The organism is Thermohalobaculum sp. (assembly GCF_058622915.1).
Genome location: NZ_JBZSYN010000173.1, coordinates 1 through 15,255, shown reverse-complemented (window position 1 = coordinate 15,255; position 15,255 = coordinate 1). Strand labels below are relative to the sequence as shown.

Sequence of the window (15,255 nt, the reverse complement as noted above, 5' to 3'; positions counted from 1 at the left end):
GGCATGAGCGAGGAGGAGGCGGTCGCGCTGGTCGTCAACGGCTTCTGCAAGGAGGTGCTGCAGGAGCTTCCCATGGAGTTCGCCGTCGAGGCCCAGAAGCTCGTGGCGATCTCGCTCGAAGGCAGCGTCGGCTGAGGCCCCGGGCCCGGCCGGCCCCGCGGGAGCAGGCGCCTTTCGGCCGCCCGCTTCCATTTCCCCCGCGGCGGAACCTGGGCGCGCGCATCGCTGCGCCCGCCGCCGCCCGAACGTGAGATGAAGAGAGAAAGGACAAAAATGACCAGCACCGTGAAGGAAGGCGCCGACCTGCTCACCCTCGTCGAGGCCGCCGAGAAGCACCTGAAGGAGCGCGGCCACGAGGTGAAGCTCGAGACCAACGACCAGATCAACGCGTTCGATATCACCCGCCCCACCGACGAGGGCGACGATGTGCGCCTGTGCCGCGTGCAGGCGGTGCGCGGCGACAGCTGGGAGTTGGTGCGCCAGAACGGCGAGACGGTAACCGGGCTCGGCGACGAGAACACCTTCCTCACGATGATCGAGAAGGTGGTGGAAGCCTCGGAGCGGCGACCGGCGCCGGCGCGCTGACGGGTCGGCGAGATTGCGGCGCGAGCGGAAGGGAGTGGCGGAACAGCGGGAGCGACCCCTGCGGCCATCCCACCGGCGCGCGATGTTCCCGCCTTTCCCCGCGCGCCAGGCGTGAGACCGGCAGAAATATGTGCCCCCCAAGGTGGCAGGGAACTGCGATAGCGAACGGAACGAAGATGCTTGAAATTAAGAACCTGCACGTGAAGCTCGAGGACGAGGACAAGGCGATCCTCAAGGGCCTCGACCTGACCGTCGAGCCGGGCAAGGTGCACGCCATCATGGGCCCGAACGGATCGGGCAAGTCGACGCTTGCCTACGTGCTCGCCGGCCGGGAAGGCTACGAGGTGACGGAAGGTTCGGTCACCTATGACGGTGAGGACGTGCTTGCCATGGAGGCCGAGGAGCGCGCGGCGCACGGCCTCTTCCTCGCCTTCCAATACCCGGTCGAGATCCCCGGCGTGGGCAACATGACCTTCATGCGCACGGCGCTGAACTCGCAGCGCAAGGCGCGCGGCGAGGCGGAGATCTCCTCGCCGGACTTCCTCAAGCTGGTGCGCGAGAAGGCAAAGGACCTGCAGATCTCTCCGGAGATGCTGAAGCGGGCCATCAATGTGGGATTTTCCGGCGGTGAGAAGAAGCGCAACGAGATCTTGCAAATGTCCGTGCTGGAACCGCGCATCTGCGTGCTCGACGAGACCGATTCGGGGCTCGACGTGGACGCCATGCGCCTGGTTGCCGACGGCGTGAATGCGCTGCGCTCGCCGCAGCGCTCCTTCGTGGTCATCACGCACTACCAGCGGCTCTTGAACCACATCGTGCCTGACGTGGTCCACGTCATGTGGAACGGCCGCATCGTCGAGACAGGCGGACCGGAGCTGTCGCTGCGCGTCGAGGAACAGGGCTACGCGCACCTGCAGTCCACGCCTCAGACCAGCCCTGCGGCTTGAGGAGGGGCGACCATGGCGACCACCAGGGCCGCGATCGAGAAGGCGCGCGACACCAAGCGCCGGGACGCCGAGCAGCTCTTGAGCATCCTGCCGCTGCCCGGCCGCGAGCCCGGCTGGGCCCACGCCGCCCGCGCCGCGGCGCGCGGGCGCCTGCTTGAGGCCGGCGCGCCGGCCAGGCGCGACGAGTACTGGAAGTACACGGATCCGACCAGTCTGACGGCGCCCCTGGCTGCCCTCGAGCCCAGCGACACCGCGCCTGAGGTCGCGCCCCAGTTTGGCGAGGTGAAACCGCGCCGCGCCCGCTTCGTCAATGGGCGCTTCCGGCCCGACCTGTCGGACGCGCTTGCGCTCGATGGCCTGACGGCGGCGCCGCTTGAGGAGGTCCTCACCCAGGACATCACCTTCGCCCGCGAGCTGTTCGGCCAGCTCGAGGCGGCAGGCGGCGAGAAGGTGGCGCGCCCGCTGGCCGCGCTCAACACCGCCGTCGCCAGCGAGGGGCTCGCCCTCCACGTCACCGGCGCGGTCCCCGAGGCCATCCATATCCGGCACGACCAGATTGGCGAGGGCGCCTCGCTGATCCGCCACCTGATCCGGGTCGAGGCGGGGGCCTCGCTGCTGCTGGTGCAGTCCGGCGTGCCCTCGAACGAGGTGATCGAGGTGGACCTCGCGGGCGGCGCCAGCTTCCAGCACGTGCGCCTCCAGGCCGGGGAGCGACAGCCAGCCGCGGCCCATCTCTTCGCCCGCCTCGGCGCCGGGGCGCGCTTCAAGACCTTCACCCTGACGGCGGATGGCGGGCTGACGCGCAACGAGGTCGTCATGGAGTTCGCGGGCGAGGGTTCCGTCGGCCACATCGCCGGCGCGGTGCTGGCCAGGGATGCGAGCCACGTCGACAACACCGTCTTCGTCACCCATTCCGCGCCAGGCTGCGAGAGCAGGCAGGTGTTCAAGAATGTTCTGGCCGACAAGGCGCACGGTGTCTTCCAGGGCAAGATCTTCGTGCGCCGCGAGGCGCAGCAGACGGACGGCTACCAGATCAGCCAGTCGGTGCTGCTGAACGAGGGCGCCGAGTTCCGCGCCAAGCCCGAGCTCGAGATCTGGGCCGACGACGTGAAATGCTCCCATGGCTCGACCACGGGGCGGCTCGACGAGGATGCCATGTTCTACCTGCGCGCCCGCGGCGTCAGCCGCGCCGAGGCCGAGGCGCTGCTGGTCGCCGCCTTCGCCGAGGAGGCGCTTGCCGAGATCGAGGACGAGACGCTGGCCGAGGCCATGCGGGCGCACATCGCCCGCTGGATGGCCGAGCGTAGCGGAGGCTGATGGCCGGTGGACGACGCGCTGAGACAGGGCGGCCTGATTTGGCGGGTGCTGGCGGCCTGGGCCGACCTGCGCGGCTCTCTACGCTACGAGCTGGACCGCCGGCCGACCGAGGGGCGGCTGCTCTATTATGCGGTCCTGTCCGGGCTTGTGTGGTTTCTCGGCCGGGCGGTGATTGCCGCCTGGGGCCCAATGGCGCCGACCTACACGCCCCAGCATTTCCGCGCCCTGATCGCGGCCGAGTTCGTCGCGTCGGTCTTTTTTCGCACCCTGGCGCTCTATGTGGTCGCGGCGGTGGCAGGATGGATCGCGCGCAAGGCCGGCGGCACGGGAAGCTGGCGCGAAAGCCGGGCGGCCCTGTTCTGGGCGGCGCTGGTCGCGTCGCCGGCGATCCTCGCCGCGCATCTGCTCTCGGTGCTGCTGACCGGGGTGCCGGGCCGCGCCAGCGAGATCGCGGATGCACTGGGCGGGCTTGCCTTCGGCTGGGTCGCGGCACGCTGCATCGCCGAGGCACACGATTTCCACAGCGCCTGGCGAGTCTTCGCGCTGATGGTGCTGATCGTGGGCACCTTCATCGGCACGATCTATGCGCTCGGACGCATCCTGTGACCGAGGCGCGAAGGGTGCGGCGCTTGTCCGGTCCGGCCGCGTGTGAGAGAGGAGAGCGTGTGCGTGGGGAGTGTGCTCCGGCGGGGCCGAGCACGGTCAGGCATAAAACGCGATGCGCCAGGTGACGGGAGCGCTGGGATGATCGGGGCCGTCATCGAGAACATCATTGGCGGCTATCTGCATCCGCGCGCCTCGGTGCGCCGGCTGCTCGCCGGCGGTCACGGGCTCGACGCTGCGGTCTCGATGGTGGTGCTCGCCTGGCTGGTGCGCGAGATGTTCTTCATCCTGGTGCCTGGCGCGCGGCCCGCGGATGCCGGCTTCTCGCTCGGCTACTACCTGGTCGGCCTGGTCGACTCGCTGTTCACCTTCGGGATCTTCACCGTGGCCGCGTGCTATGTCGGCCGCATGTTCGGCGGCAAGGGCACGCTGGTGCAAAGCGGTCTCGTCGTCGCCTGGTACATGCTGGTCACCAGCGTCATCGTGCCGCTGGTGCTGCCGGCGCTCGTCAGCATCGTCAATGCGGCGAAGGCAGGCGGCACGATCCCGGGGGGCGCTGCCCTGTGGGTGCTGGTCTGCTCCGCGGTTATGCTGTGGCTCCTGGCCAGCTACGTTGCCGAGCTGCACAACTTCCGGCGCACTGTGAACGTGCTGGCCGTGATCTTTGGCGTCTCGATGCTGTTCTCCTTCGTCTTCTCCGGCCTGATGCCGGCCGCCTGAGCCCTTCCGTGGGAGCCCGCGCCATGTACGACGTCGAGAAAATCCGCTCCGACTTCCCGATCCTCGCGCGCGAGGTGAACGGGACGGACCTTGTATATCTCGACAACGCCGCCTCGGCGCAGAAGCCGCGCCAGGTGATCGACACGGTCCGCCACGCCTACGAGCAGGAATACGCCAACGTCCACCGTGGCCTGCACTTCCTCTCCAACATCGCCACCGAGAAATACGAGGCGGTCAGGGGAAAGCTCGCCCGCTTCCTCGGCGCGCGCCACGAGGAGGAGATCATCTTCGTGCAGAACAGCACGATGGGCCTCAATCTCGTTTCCTATTCCTGGGCAGCTCCGAATCTCGGGCCGGGCGACGAGATCGTGCTCACGGTCATGGAGCACCACGCCAACATCGTGCCCTGGCACTTCCTGCGCGAGCGCCAGGGCGCCGTGCTCAAATGGGTTGAGATCGAGCCCGACGGCAGCCTCGACCCGCACAAGGTAATCGAGGCCATCGGCCCGCGCACCAAGCTCGTCGCCGTCACCCACATGTCGAACGCGCTGGGCACCGTGGTGGATGTGGGGACCATCTGCCGGGCCGCGCGCGAGCGCGGCGTGGCCACGGTGGTCGACGGCAGCCAGGCCGCCGTGCACTTCCCCGTCAACGTTGCCGAGATCGGTTGCGATTTCTACGCGGTCACAGGGCACAAGCTCTACGGCCCGACCGGCTCGGGCGCGCTTTATGCCCGCAAGGAGCGGCACGGGCAGATGCGCCCCTTCCACGGCGGCGGAGACATGATCCGCGAGGTGCACCAGGACACGATCTCCTACGCCGACCCGCCGCTGTGCTTCGAGGCCGGCACGCCCAACATCGTGCAGGCCATCGGGCTGGGCGCCGCCATCGACTACCTGGGCGGGCTCGGCATGGAGAACATCGCCGCGCACGAGCGCTCCTTGCGCGACTATGCCACCGAGCGCCTGTCGGGCCTGAACTGGCTGCACCTGCACGGCACGACGCGGGAGAAGGGGGCGATCTTCTCCTTCGTGCTCGAGGGCGGCGCGCACCCGCACGACATCTCGACGGTGGTGGACCGCAAGGGCGTCGCCGTGCGCGCCGGCCACCACTGTGCCCAGCCGCTGATGACGCATCTGGGCGTCACGGCCACCTGCCGCGCCTCCTTCGGCCTCTACAACACGCCCGCCGAGGTGGACAAGCTGGTCGAGGCGCTCGAGCTCTGCCACGAGCTGTTCGGCTAGCCAGCCGGCCATCCGGGCTGCCGGCAGGCGGGGCAACGTGCTATGCTGCGCCCGTCTGGGAGCCGCGCCGGCGTCCAGCAGATTGATATGTTTTGAGGCCGTTCCGGAGCGCGGCTCCCCATATTCGATTGCATGGGGAGATTGACATGAAACGATCGATGCGCGCGGCCTTTCGCGGCGGCCTCCCGCTCGTTGCCGGGGTCGTGATCGGTTTGACCGGGCTGCAACCGACGGCGGCCCGCGCCGAGACCTTCAACAGCTCCAATGTCGACAGTCGCGTAGTTGTCGCCTTCCAGGTGAACGCGGCCGCGGCGCAGGCCTGGTTGCCCGAGGGCTGGACGCTCGCGCCCTTCTCAAAGGGCCCGTTCGCCGGTGCGAATCTGCTTGTCGTCCTCGTCGACCGGTATCTGGAGCTGGACGCCAAAAAGAAACCGACCACGCCTGCGAGCTTCCGCGGCGTGGCGCTAGCAAGCCTTGCCACCAAGGCGAACGAGACGCGGCTCTACGTCACGCGCATCTACGCGACGCCCCCGGACTATGATCCCTATGGCAACGCAAAGACGGCGGAGATCAGCCGCAGCGCCAAACTTGAAAGCGCGCGGAACGTCGCCCCCGCGCTCTTTGAGGGATGGTCGGTGGCCCCGAAGGGCGGAGGCGAGATGACGCTCAAGCTGTCCTATCAGGCGGGCACGCCGTCGTGGTCGGAAGCCGAGGCATTGCCGTATTCGAACGTCAAGCCCGGCTTCCACCGGATCTACCGTTACCGGCAGCTTGCGGATCTTGCGATGAGCGTGCCCGCCGGCAAGGCGCTCGACGGCAAGGCCGACTTTGCCTCGACGATTCCCGAACTCGCTCCGATGTTCGACGGCAGCGAGAAGATGATCGGCGTCGTCGAAATCCCGGTCTATCTGCGCGAGGTCTACCTGCCGTAAGCCGCTTCCATCCGCGGCGCACCCGCCCGACCGCTGCGGGCGAAATCATTCCCGCGGCTCAGTGCGCCGGCTTGAGCACCATCACGCCCACCGCTCCGGCGGCAGCGTCGGCGTCGCTCATCGACATGGGGATGGTGTCCCCGCGCGCCCAGAGCTCGGAGAAGTTGTCGTACCAGCGCGAGAGCGGGTGCCCGCTCTCCCCCGTGCCCGCGATCATCACCGAGCCGTTCGGGTCGGAGAAATCCACCACGATCCTCAGCCCGGCGGCATGCACGTTGCGCCAGGGATGCGGTCCCTCACCCGGGGTGGCGCCGCGCAGGAGCGTGTAGTTGCCGCCCGAGGTTTCGTTCTCGATGTTGACGAAGGGGGCCAGCAGCGCGATGTCGCCAAGCGGCGTGTGACGGTGGATCGCCACATGCGCCGCGCCCCAGCGCCAGCCCTGGATGTTCGGCCCATATTTGCGCACCAGCGCGGCCAGCGCGTCGTCGAGCGCCAGCGAGGCCATCTGCGCACAGGTTTCCTTCTGGGGCGTCTTGTCAACGTCGCACCACCGTGCCGCGCCGTCGATGTTGCGGAAGACCCTCTCGACGAACAGCGGCCGCGGGCCCGGAACTTCGGCCAGCAGGGGTCCCAACTCGTCGGCCGCCAGGCGCCGCGTCAGCATGAGCATCCACTCGTAGAAGATCAGCGGCTCGGGGCTGTGCCGGTCCATCGAGCCGTTCCAGCGCTTGAGCATGTCCAGCGCCTGGCGCCGGCGGTCGTTGCCCTTGGGCTCCTCGCCCCACCACAGGTCGCGCGCGATCAGCGGCAGCACGGCGCGCGCCATCTCCGAGACCGCGTCGTTCTGCAGCGCCACGAAGCCGTCGCGCGAGTGGTACTGGCGGCCCGACAGTTCCTTGACCAGGCGGCGGATGCGATAGGGATAGCCCCAGTCGAAGGTGATGTTGTTCGGGTAGGGCGCGTCCGTGATGCGGTTATTGGCGTTGGCCACCGCGCCCTCGGGCGGGCGGATCACGCGCGGGTTCTGGCTTGGCGGTCGCAGGCCCAGCCAGTCGTTCTCGGCCCGCCAGCCCGGCGAGGGCACGCGGCCCTGGCTGGTGCTGTCGGCCTTGCGCATCGGCACGCGGCCGGCCATCACCATCGCCACGCCGCTGCGGTCGGCGAGGATCAGGTTCTGGGCCGGCGCCAGCACCATCTCGCTGTCCTTGACCGCGGCGTCGATGCCGTTCGCGTGCATCAGCGCCACGGCCGCGCTCATGGTCCGGTCCTTGGCGTTCAGCGCCGTCCAGGCCAGCGCCGCCACGTCGCCCTCGGGCGTGACCGATCCCACGCCCAGGTCGTCGGGCGCCAGCACCGGCCCGTGGCGGGTCGAGCGCACGATGCCGGCGAGCGTCTTGCCGCCGGCCACCTCGATCCGGATCGGGCGTGTCGTGAACTTCGCCCAGCCCGTGGGCGTCTTGTACTCGTCGGGGTTCTTCGGGTTGACCTTCTCGATATAGATGTCCTGGTCGTCGGCCCCGGTCGTGGTCAGGCCCCAGGCAAGGTCGCGGTTGCGCCCGATGATCACCGCCGGCACCCCCGGCAGCGTGCCGCCGATCGCCGCGAGCCCCGGGCCCTGCACGTCTGCCAGATACCACACGCCCGGCGCCGACAGCCACAGATGCGGGTCGCTGGCCAGGAGAGGCTTGCCCCCCGCTGCGCGGCTTCCGTCCACCGCCCAGGCGTTCGAGGCGCCGGCCATCTCGGGCCGCGCGACCGGGCCGAAGGCCTGCATCCACGGATCGGGCTTGGGCGGATCGAACTTGCCGAACTGCGCTCCCGGAAACAGCGCCGAGTAGCGCGGTGGCGCCGTCATCGCCGGATTGGGATCCGAGGGCAGGATGTCGGCGACTTGCTGGGGCGTGAGGTGCAGCAGAAAACGTGCACGCCGAATCTCGTCGCGCGCCGCGCCTGTCAGCCGCAGTGACATGAGCTTGAGGATCGCCAGCGAATCCGTTGGCGTCCAGGGCGCGAGCGCATTGGAAAACAGGAAGAACTCCGGTGCGCCGCGGCCCAGCGCGTCGGCGTTCACGTGGCGGATCCAGGCGTTGACGCCCGCCGAATAGGCCTTGAGCGCCGCCTTGGTTTCGGGCGTCTGGAACGCCAGCGACTGGTTGGCCAGCCCGTACAGGTTCAGCGTCTTGATCAGGCGGTCCACCCCCACGGTCCGCTTGCCGAACATGGCAGAGAGCGTGCCCTGCGCCGCCCGCCGGTCCAGCTCCATCTGCCACAGCCGGTCCTGTGCGTGCACCAGCCCCAGCGCGAAATAGGCGTCGTGGTCGGTCGTGGCGCGGATATGCGGCACGGCGTTGGCGTCGCGGGTGATGCGCACCTGGCCGTCGAGGCCCTTCATCGTCAGAGTGCCCGAGTAATCGGGCAGCGAGCGCGACACCAGGTACCAGGCCAGCGCCAGGGCCACCACCAGCGCCACCACGGCGGCGGCGAAGATGCGAAGCAGCCAGCGCAGGATCACGGTCATCGCGGTTGTGCTTCCTCCGCCGTCGGACTTGACCCGGGCTGCGCGCGCCGCACAGTTTGTCGTGGCACCCGGGCGCCTCTCTTCCCAGATCGCGACCCGCGGTTCAACATCGGTTCGACGCTGAAAGCAGACAAAGCGAGAGAGGAGGCAGCGTGGCTAAGGTATCGTTCATAGGGCTGGGCGTCATGGGGTATCCCATGGCCGGCCATCTCGCCGCCAGGGGGCACGAGGTGACCGTCTACAACCGCACCGGTGCGAAGGCCGAGAAGTGGGTCGAGCAGCACGGCGGCAAGTCGGCGCCGACCCCGCGCGAGGCCGCCCAGGGCTCGGAGTTCGTGATGGCCTGCGTCGGCAACGACGACGACCTGCGCTCGGTCACGCTGGGCGAGGACGGCGCGCTCGCCGGCATGGAGAAAGGCACGGTCTTCGTCGATCACACCACTGCCAGCGCCAATATCGCGCGCGAGCTCAATGCCATGGCCAAGGAGGCCGGCATCGGCTTCGTCGACGCCCCGGTCTCGGGCGGCCAGGCGGGCGCCGAGAACGGCCAGCTCACCATCATGTGCGGCGGCGAAGAGGCCGACTACGAGCGCATCGCCCCGGTGATCGAGGCCTATGCCAAGATGAAGCGCCTGATCGGCCCGGCCGGCGCCGGCCAGCTCACCAAGATGGTCAACCAGATCTGCATCGCCGGGCTGGTCCAGGGCCTCGCCGAGGGCCTGTATTTTTGCGAGAAGGCCGGGCTCGACGGTGAGGCCGTGATCGGGGTCATCTCCAAGGGAGCGGCGCAGTCGTGGCAGATGGACAACCGCTACAAGACCATGTTCGCCGATGAGTTCGAGCACGGATTTGCGGTCAACTGGATGCGCAAGGACCTGGCCATCTGCCTCGAGGAGGCGCACCAGAACGGGGCGCGCCTGCCGGTGACCGCCCTGGTCGACCAGTTCTACGGCGAGGTGCAGGACATGGGCGGCGGCCGCTGGGACACCTCCTCGCTGATCCGGCGGCTCAAGCGCTGAGGTGGGCGGCGGTGCCGAGAGCCGGCGCAAGGTCGGGGTCGAGATCGAGTTCGCCGGCATCGACGCCCGGGGCGCGGCGGGCGTGCTGGCCCGCGCCCTGGGCGGCACGGTCGAGGCCGATTCGCCGCATCTGGCCCGCGTCACCGGGTCGCGGTTGGGCACGCTGAGGCTCGAGCTCGACACCCGCTACGCCAAGGTGCCCGCCGAGCCCGACCTGGTCGACCGGGCGCTCGACGCGCTCGGCGCGCGCGAGGCGGCGGTCGAGGTGCTCGCCCGCCTCGCCCCGGTTGAGTTGATCACCGAGCCGCTTGGCCCGGGCCAGTTCGCCATCCTCGACGAGGCCATCGGGGCGCTGCGCGCGGCCGGGCTCCAGGGCACGAAGGCGGCCACCCTCAACGCCTTCGGCATGCACCTGAACATGCAGCTCGTGCCGCCCGAGCCGGACCGGGCCATCCGCATCGCCGCTGCCTACGGCTTCGCCGAGCGCTGGCTGCGCGCCATGCGCCCGCCGGACAATGCGCGCCGCGCCACGCCCTTCATCGATCCCTATCCGGCGGCCTATGTCCGCGCGCTTGGCCGCCGCATGGCTGACGGTCGCGTTCCGGCACTGGACGATTTCATCGGGCTCTACGGCCAATGGAACCCGAACCGGAACCGGGGCCTCGACCTCTGGCCGCTGCTCGGCCACCTGGCGCCGGAAGCCTGCCTGCGCGTGCGTGCCCGCCCGGTGAGAAGCCCCCGGCCGGCTTTTCACTACCGCCTGCCCGACAGCCGTCTCGGAAAGCCCGGTTGGTCTCCGCGCACCGAGCTGGCCCGCTGGGACCGGCTCGAAGCGGCTGCCGACGATGCCGAAGACCTCGAGACGCTGCGAAGCGCCGTTCTGGACCTGGAGGAGTGGCGCGCGGGCCGGGCCGAATATCTCCAGCGCGTCGGTGCGGTCCTCGGATGAGAGTCCGCCGGGGCAAGCGGCCGCTGGTCGGCGTGTCGGTCTCGGCCCGCGCGGGCTGGCGCATCTTTCCGTTCTTCCGCTGGGCGCTGTGGCGTGCTGGCGGGCAGGCGCATCGCATGCGCACGGGCCGCGCCATCCGCCGCGTCGAGCAGCTCGATGCGCTGATCATCGGCGGCGGCCACGACATCGGGGTGGAGCTCTACGGCGGCAAGCTGCTGCCGCACTCGACCCAGGACCCCGAGCGCGACGCGCTGGAACTGGCGCTGATCGCCGAGGCCGAGCGGCGCAGCCTGCCAATGCTCGGCGTGTGCCGCGGCGCCCAGCTCATCAACGTGGCGCGCGGTGGCACGCTGCATGGCGACATCTACCAGACCTATCCGGCGGCGAAGCGCATCCACACGCCGCTGCCGCGCAAGGAGGTGCGCCTCGAGCCCGGCAGCCGGCTGGCCGGCATTCTCGGCCCCGAGCCCACGCGCGTGAATGCGCTGCACCGGCAATCTGTCGACCGACTCGGGGAAGGCCTGCGCGCGGTGGCCTGGGACGAGCACGACATCGTGCAGGCGGTCGAGCTCGTCCAGGGCGACCGACTCGTCCTCGGCGTGCAGTGGCACCCGGAATTCCTCGTCTTCTCGCGCCGCGACTGGCGACTGTTCAGGGCGTTGGTGCAGGCGGCCTAGGGCTTTCCTGCCGGGCGCCGATCCTGTATCGGGAGCCTGTGCAGACCTCGGGGAGGCACGAATGCCCTACGCCGGCTTCGACCGCCGCATCAAGATCGCCCCTTCGATCCTTTCGGCCGACTTCGCCCGGCTTGGCGCCGAGTGTCGTGCCATCGAGGAGCATGGCGCCGACTGGGTGCATGTCGACGTGATGGACGGCCATTTCGTGCCCAACATCACCATCGGCCCGGCCGTTTGCGCGGCGCTGCGGCCCCACGTCCGGGGTGTCATGGACGTGCACCTGATGATCTCGCCGGCCGATCCCTATCTCGAGGCCTTCGCCGAGGCCGGCGCCGACATCATCACGGTGCATCCGGAGGCCGGGCCGCACCTCGACCGCTCGCTGCAGCGCATCCGGTCTTTGGGCGCCCGCGCCGGCGTCTCGCTCAACCCCGCGACGCCGCCCGAGGCGATCGAGTACGTGCTCGATCGCGTCGACCTCGTCCTGGTGATGAGCGTCAATCCCGGCTTCGGCGGTCAGTCCTTCATCGAGGCCCAGCTGCCCAAGATCGCGCGGCTGGCCGAGATGATCGGCGAGCGCGAGGTCCACATCCAGGTGGACGGCGGGGTGACGCCCCAGACGGCTGGCAACTGCGCCGCCATGGGCGCCGATGTGCTGGTGGCGGGCTCGGCCGTGTTCCGCGGCGGCTCGGCGGATGCGCCCGAGGTCTACCGGGACAATATCCGCGCCATCCGGGAGGCCGCCGAGGCCGCCCTCTGAAAGGCTCTGCCCGCGGGGGCGGCGTGCGTGGCCCGCTTCACCGATTTATGCGCGAGTACTTCGCCCCGGCGAGGCTCGCGCCGATCGCCAGCCCGTCCTCGTTGAAGACGACGCCGATGATCGGCTTTTGCGCCGTGGTCGAGTTCACCGCGGCGTTCAGCCCCGCCTTGGGGAAGGTCACCTCGGCATCGGCGCCGATCTGCCAGCCGTCGGCGTTGCGGAAGTTCCTCAGCGCCGAGTCGGTGAGGAAGAACAGCACATGGCTGGTCTTCTGGATGCCGATCTGTAGGCCCACCGAGCCGGTGGCGACCGAGTAGTAGGCAACCGACTTGGTATAGCCCGTGGTCGGGTCGTTCAGCCGCAGCGCCCCTTCGCCATAGGCACCGCCGACGATAAAGCTGCCTTTCAGCACCCTGGGCATGATCAGCATGGCCTTGGCTCGCTGCGCCAGCTCCTTGGAGTAGGGCACGTCCTTGTACAGCTTGGCCAGCGCGATGTTGACGCGGGCGTCGATCACCTCGGCCGAGGCGGCGTCGGCCGGATGCGGGGGCAGGGTGGCGAGCGTCGCCACGGCGGCGAGCGCGCCGAGCGTGCGGCGGCGGGTGACGGTCATGTTTGCCTCTCTGGTCTAATCTTGCCTGTAGTTCCCTGTTCTGGCAGGGGTATTGCGCTATATGGGGCCGCGGGACGGCCGGCCAAGGGCCGGCGCGCGGGCGATCATACACGCCCGCTCGGCGAATCGGGAGAGCGGCATGCCGGTTTTCGAGATCAATCCCTCGACCAACGTGCTGGGCGACAGGCTCGAGCCGTGCTCGACGGAGCCGGTGACCGGGTTCTTCCGCAATGGCTGTTGCGATACCTCCGAGGCGGACCGGGGCAGCCACACGGTCTGCGCCGTGATGACCGCGGAGTTCCTGGCCTTCTCCAAGGAGGTCGGCAACGACCTCTCCACGCCGTTGCCGGAGTTCGGCTTCCCCGGCCTCAAGCCGGGCGACCGCTGGTGCCTGTGCGCCGCGCGCTTCCTCGAGGCCTACGAGGCGGGGATGGCGCCGCGCGTGAAGCTGACGGCGACGCACAAGCGCGCGCTCGAGGTCGTGCCGCTTGAGATGCTCCGCGAGCACGCCCTCGAGCGGAACTGAGCCGGATCCCGCGGCCGGGCTGGCGCGCGGGCCGGCCCCGCCATCGGGGCAGGCGGCTGCACGAGGATGCGATGGGCGGCAAGGACGACGACAAGCGCTGGTCGCAGCGCGTCACCGAGACCAGCGATGCGCTGGATCTCGAGGACGGCGTCTTCACCTGGGACGATCCAAAACGGATCGCCCGCTCGCTGAAGCGCTCGGCCGAGGCGAGCACGCGGCGCAAGGGCACGCCGCTGCAGTCGGCCATGGGGATGCTGAACTTCTACATCAACCGCGCCGGCAGCCAGCTCGAGCCCCACCGCCGCAAGGTGCTGGAGCAGGCCAAGGACGAGCTGCGCGCGCTGTTTAGGGACTGAGCCTGCCAGCGCCGGATTTCACGGCGGCGATCCGTTGTTTGGTTGCGGGGGCTGCCTATATGTCGCGGTGCCCCGAAGGGGCGGCGGGGCCTTTTTGACGTTGGAGCGGATCATGGCGCTTGCAGGACGGATTTCGCTTGCTGCGGCGGCGCTGGCGGCCACGCCGGCGCTGGCGCAGCAGGGCGATTACTACCCCGGGCCCATGCACATGTGGGAATACGGCGGATGGTGGATGTTGCTGGGGCCGCTGTGGATGATCCTCGTGTTCGCGGCACTGATCGCCGCGGTGGTGCTGCTGGTGCGCTGGTTGACCGGCGCCGGCAGGCACCCCCCGGCGCCGCCGCCCGTCAACCGGCCGCTCGAGATCCTCAAGGAGCGCTTCGCCCGCGGTGAGATCGACAAGCAGGAGTTCGAGGAACGACGGAGGATGCTAGAATGACCTATCATTTCAGCAAGTTGGTGGAGATGCCCTTCGACGACGCGGTCGCCGCGGCGACCCGGGCGCTGGCCGATGAGGGCTTCGGCGTGCTGACCACGATCGACGTGCGCGCGACGCTGAAGAAGAAGCTGGACGTGGATTTCCGGCCCTACACCATCCTCGGCGCGTGCAATCCGCAGTTCGCCTGGCAGGCGCTGCAGCAGGAGGACAAGATCGGCACGATGCTTCCCTGCAACGTGATCGTGCAGGACCGCGGCGAGGGGCATGTGGAGGTCTCGGCGGTCGATCCGGTGGCCTCGATGCAGTCGGTCGACAACCCCGATCTGGGGCACATCGCGGCCGAGGTGCGGCAGAAACTGCGCGCCGCGGTCGAGGCGATCTGAGCCCCGATTGGGCCGGTCAACTCTTATAGGTCTTATATAAGACCTGTAAGAATTTTGCCGCAAATTTCACGCCTTGTTAAGCGTATCCGGCACGCCTCCGCGCAAAAGTATGGTGCAGTGCGAAATGCCTTGGAGGGCGGCCGGGCGCGGACGTATCCTCGGCGCCGGGAAGCCGCCGGGGAGGTCGGACGCCATGCGCAGGCTGATGCTGATGCTGCCGCTGGTGCTGGTGCCGCTGGGCGCGCTGGCCGACGATGTGCGGGTCGACCGGATCGACGTGGTCGACCGGGGCATCTATGTCATCGAGGCCGGGGCGCAGACGAAGAACGCGGGCACGCCGACCGGGGAGATCACCGCGGTGACCACGGCGCGCAATGTCGCGGCCACGACGACGATCCCGGCGCGGGTCGGGGTCGAGTTCGGCTTCCGCTTCGTTGTGGTCGGCGCGCCGGCCGGCGCCAAGGTGGCGCTCGACATGGTCGACATCTACCCCGCGCCGGGGCTGCGCGCGCCGGGCAGTGCTGAGCCGATGCATCGGAGCCGTTACCGGCGGACCAAGACCGTCGGGGCCACCGAATATGTCGGCTATGGCTTCGAGAATCCCTGGGAGTTGGTCCCCGGCACCTGGACCTTCCAGATCTGGCACGGCGGGCGCAAGCTGGCCGAG

Annotated in this window: 18 protein-coding genes; 16 read left to right on the top strand and 2 right to left on the bottom strand. The window is 69.2% G+C overall.

Annotation, left to right across the window (positions count from 1 at the left end; all coding sequences use genetic code 11):
- Nucleotides 1–273: 273 nt before the first annotated feature.
- The 7 genes from AC32QD_RS13120 (at nt 274) to AC32QD_RS13090 (ending at nt 6,348) form a co-directional block, all read left to right on the top strand.
- Nucleotides 274–585, top strand: coding sequence for a hypothetical protein (locus tag AC32QD_RS13120; RefSeq protein WP_492010954.1), 312 nt, complete (start codon nt 274–276; stop codon nt 583–585).
- 176 nt (nt 586–761) lie between these two features.
- Nucleotides 762–1,532, top strand: a complete 771-nt coding sequence (gene sufC / locus AC32QD_RS13115) for a Fe-S cluster assembly ATPase SufC (protein ID WP_492010953.1) — start codon at nt 762–764, stop codon at nt 1,530–1,532.
- A 12-nt stretch (nt 1,533–1,544) separates the two neighbouring features.
- The gene (sufD, locus tag AC32QD_RS13110; RefSeq protein ID WP_492010952.1) at nt 1,545–2,849 is read left to right on the top strand and encodes a Fe-S cluster assembly protein SufD; all 1,305 of its coding nucleotides are present in this window, start codon (nt 1,545–1,547) and stop codon (nt 2,847–2,849) included.
- Between the two features lie 6 nt (nt 2,850–2,855).
- Complete coding sequence (locus AC32QD_RS13105; RefSeq protein WP_492010951.1) at nt 2,856–3,455, top strand: YIP1 family protein; 600 nt, start codon at nt 2,856–2,858, stop codon at nt 3,453–3,455.
- Nucleotides 3,456–3,593: 138 nt separating this feature from the next.
- Nucleotides 3,594–4,172, top strand: coding sequence for a hypothetical protein (locus tag AC32QD_RS13100; RefSeq protein WP_492010950.1), 579 nt, complete (start codon nt 3,594–3,596; stop codon nt 4,170–4,172).
- A gap of 23 nt (nt 4,173–4,195) precedes the next feature.
- Complete coding sequence (locus AC32QD_RS13095) at nt 4,196–5,416, top strand: cysteine desulfurase (RefSeq protein ID WP_492010949.1); 1,221 nt, start codon at nt 4,196–4,198, stop codon at nt 5,414–5,416.
- Between the two features lie 146 nt (nt 5,417–5,562).
- Nucleotides 5,563–6,348, top strand: coding sequence for a hypothetical protein (locus AC32QD_RS13090; protein ID WP_492010948.1), 786 nt, complete (start codon nt 5,563–5,565; stop codon nt 6,346–6,348).
- Nucleotides 6,349–6,406: 58 nt separating this feature from the next.
- Here AC32QD_RS13090 and AC32QD_RS13085 read toward each other — a convergent pair whose 3' ends face one another.
- A complete protein-coding gene (locus AC32QD_RS13085; RefSeq protein WP_492010947.1) occupies nt 6,407–8,866 on the bottom strand; it encodes a penicillin acylase family protein in 2,460 nt (819 codons plus the stop codon).
- A 152-nt stretch (nt 8,867–9,018) separates the two neighbouring features.
- On the opposite strand from AC32QD_RS13085, the gene AC32QD_RS13080 reads away from it, so the two are divergent.
- From AC32QD_RS13080 to rpe, 4 genes are all read left to right on the top strand, one after another.
- Nucleotides 9,019–9,885, top strand: a complete 867-nt coding sequence (locus tag AC32QD_RS13080) for an NAD(P)-dependent oxidoreductase (RefSeq protein ID WP_492010946.1) — start codon at nt 9,019–9,021, stop codon at nt 9,883–9,885.
- Nucleotide 9,886: 1 nt separating this feature from the next.
- Nucleotides 9,887–10,834: an amidoligase family protein gene (locus AC32QD_RS13075; RefSeq protein ID WP_492010945.1), complete on the top strand. Its 948-nt coding sequence runs from the start codon at nt 9,887–9,889 to the stop codon at nt 10,832–10,834.
- Complete coding sequence (locus tag AC32QD_RS13070) at nt 10,831–11,511, top strand: gamma-glutamyl-gamma-aminobutyrate hydrolase family protein (protein ID WP_492010944.1); 681 nt, start codon at nt 10,831–10,833, stop codon at nt 11,509–11,511. Before AC32QD_RS13075 ends, AC32QD_RS13070 begins: the two co-directional genes overlap by 4 nt.
- 61 nt (nt 11,512–11,572) lie before the next feature.
- Nucleotides 11,573–12,271 (top strand): ribulose-phosphate 3-epimerase, encoded by a 699-nt coding sequence (rpe, locus tag AC32QD_RS13065; protein ID WP_492010943.1) that lies wholly within the window; start codon nt 11,573–11,575, stop codon nt 12,269–12,271.
- Between the two features lie 37 nt (nt 12,272–12,308).
- Here rpe and AC32QD_RS13060 read toward each other — a convergent pair whose 3' ends face one another.
- Complete coding sequence (locus AC32QD_RS13060; protein WP_492010942.1) at nt 12,309–12,884, bottom strand: lipid-binding SYLF domain-containing protein; 576 nt, start codon at nt 12,882–12,884, stop codon at nt 12,309–12,311.
- A gap of 139 nt (nt 12,885–13,023) precedes the next feature.
- Here AC32QD_RS13060 and AC32QD_RS13055 point away from each other — a divergent pair, with 139 nt between their 5' ends.
- From AC32QD_RS13055 to AC32QD_RS13035, 5 genes are all read left to right on the top strand, one after another.
- A complete protein-coding gene (locus AC32QD_RS13055) occupies nt 13,024–13,410 on the top strand; it encodes a DUF2237 family protein (RefSeq protein WP_492010941.1) in 387 nt (128 codons plus the stop codon).
- 71 nt (nt 13,411–13,481) lie between these two features.
- Nucleotides 13,482–13,766 (top strand): DUF3175 domain-containing protein, encoded by a 285-nt coding sequence (locus AC32QD_RS13050; protein WP_492010940.1) that lies wholly within the window; start codon nt 13,482–13,484, stop codon nt 13,764–13,766.
- Nucleotides 13,767–13,878: 112 nt separating this feature from the next.
- Nucleotides 13,879–14,205 carry an SHOCT domain-containing protein gene (locus AC32QD_RS13045; protein WP_492010939.1) on the top strand — a complete coding sequence of 109 codons (327 nt, stop codon included), beginning with the start codon at nt 13,879–13,881 and terminating at the stop codon, nt 14,203–14,205.
- Nucleotides 14,202–14,588, top strand: coding sequence for a DUF302 domain-containing protein (locus AC32QD_RS13040; protein ID WP_492010938.1), 387 nt, complete (start codon nt 14,202–14,204; stop codon nt 14,586–14,588). The genes AC32QD_RS13045 and AC32QD_RS13040 overlap by 4 nt, the downstream gene beginning before the upstream one ends.
- A 193-nt stretch (nt 14,589–14,781) precedes the next feature.
- Nucleotides 14,782–15,255: DUF3859 domain-containing protein (locus AC32QD_RS13035; protein WP_492010937.1), on the top strand; the 474-nt coding region annotated here is incomplete at its 3' end.

Excerpts from the sequence above, each read along its gene's own strand:
- AC32QD_RS13060 (WP_492010942.1), bottom strand. The coding sequence starts at position 12,884 with ATGACCGTCACCCGCCGCCGCACGCTCGGCGCGCTCGCCGCCGTGGCG.
- AC32QD_RS13050 (WP_492010940.1), top strand. The coding sequence starts at position 13,482 with ATGGGCGGCAAGGACGACGACAAGCGCTGGTCGCAGCGCGTCACCGAG.
- rpe (WP_492010943.1), top strand. The coding sequence starts at position 11,573 with ATGCCCTACGCCGGCTTCGACCGCCGCATCAAGATCGCCCCTTCGATC.
- AC32QD_RS13040 (WP_492010938.1), top strand. The coding sequence starts at position 14,202 with ATGACCTATCATTTCAGCAAGTTGGTGGAGATGCCCTTCGACGACGCG.
- AC32QD_RS13100 (WP_492010950.1), top strand. The coding sequence starts at position 3,594 with ATGATCGGGGCCGTCATCGAGAACATCATTGGCGGCTATCTGCATCCG.
- AC32QD_RS13055 (WP_492010941.1), top strand. The coding sequence starts at position 13,024 with ATGCCGGTTTTCGAGATCAATCCCTCGACCAACGTGCTGGGCGACAGG.
- sufD (WP_492010952.1), top strand. The coding sequence starts at position 1,545 with ATGGCGACCACCAGGGCCGCGATCGAGAAGGCGCGCGACACCAAGCGC.
- AC32QD_RS13070 (WP_492010944.1), top strand. The coding sequence starts at position 10,831 with ATGAGAGTCCGCCGGGGCAAGCGGCCGCTGGTCGGCGTGTCGGTCTCG.
- AC32QD_RS13095 (WP_492010949.1), top strand. The coding sequence starts at position 4,196 with ATGTACGACGTCGAGAAAATCCGCTCCGACTTCCCGATCCTCGCGCGC.
- AC32QD_RS13045 (WP_492010939.1), top strand. The coding sequence starts at position 13,879 with ATGGCGCTTGCAGGACGGATTTCGCTTGCTGCGGCGGCGCTGGCGGCC.
- AC32QD_RS13090 (WP_492010948.1), top strand. The coding sequence starts at position 5,563 with ATGAAACGATCGATGCGCGCGGCCTTTCGCGGCGGCCTCCCGCTCGTT.
- AC32QD_RS13120 (WP_492010954.1), top strand. The coding sequence starts at position 274 with ATGACCAGCACCGTGAAGGAAGGCGCCGACCTGCTCACCCTCGTCGAG.
- AC32QD_RS13085 (WP_492010947.1), bottom strand. The coding sequence starts at position 8,866 with ATGACCGTGATCCTGCGCTGGCTGCTTCGCATCTTCGCCGCCGCCGTG.
- sufC (WP_492010953.1), top strand. The coding sequence starts at position 762 with ATGCTTGAAATTAAGAACCTGCACGTGAAGCTCGAGGACGAGGACAAG.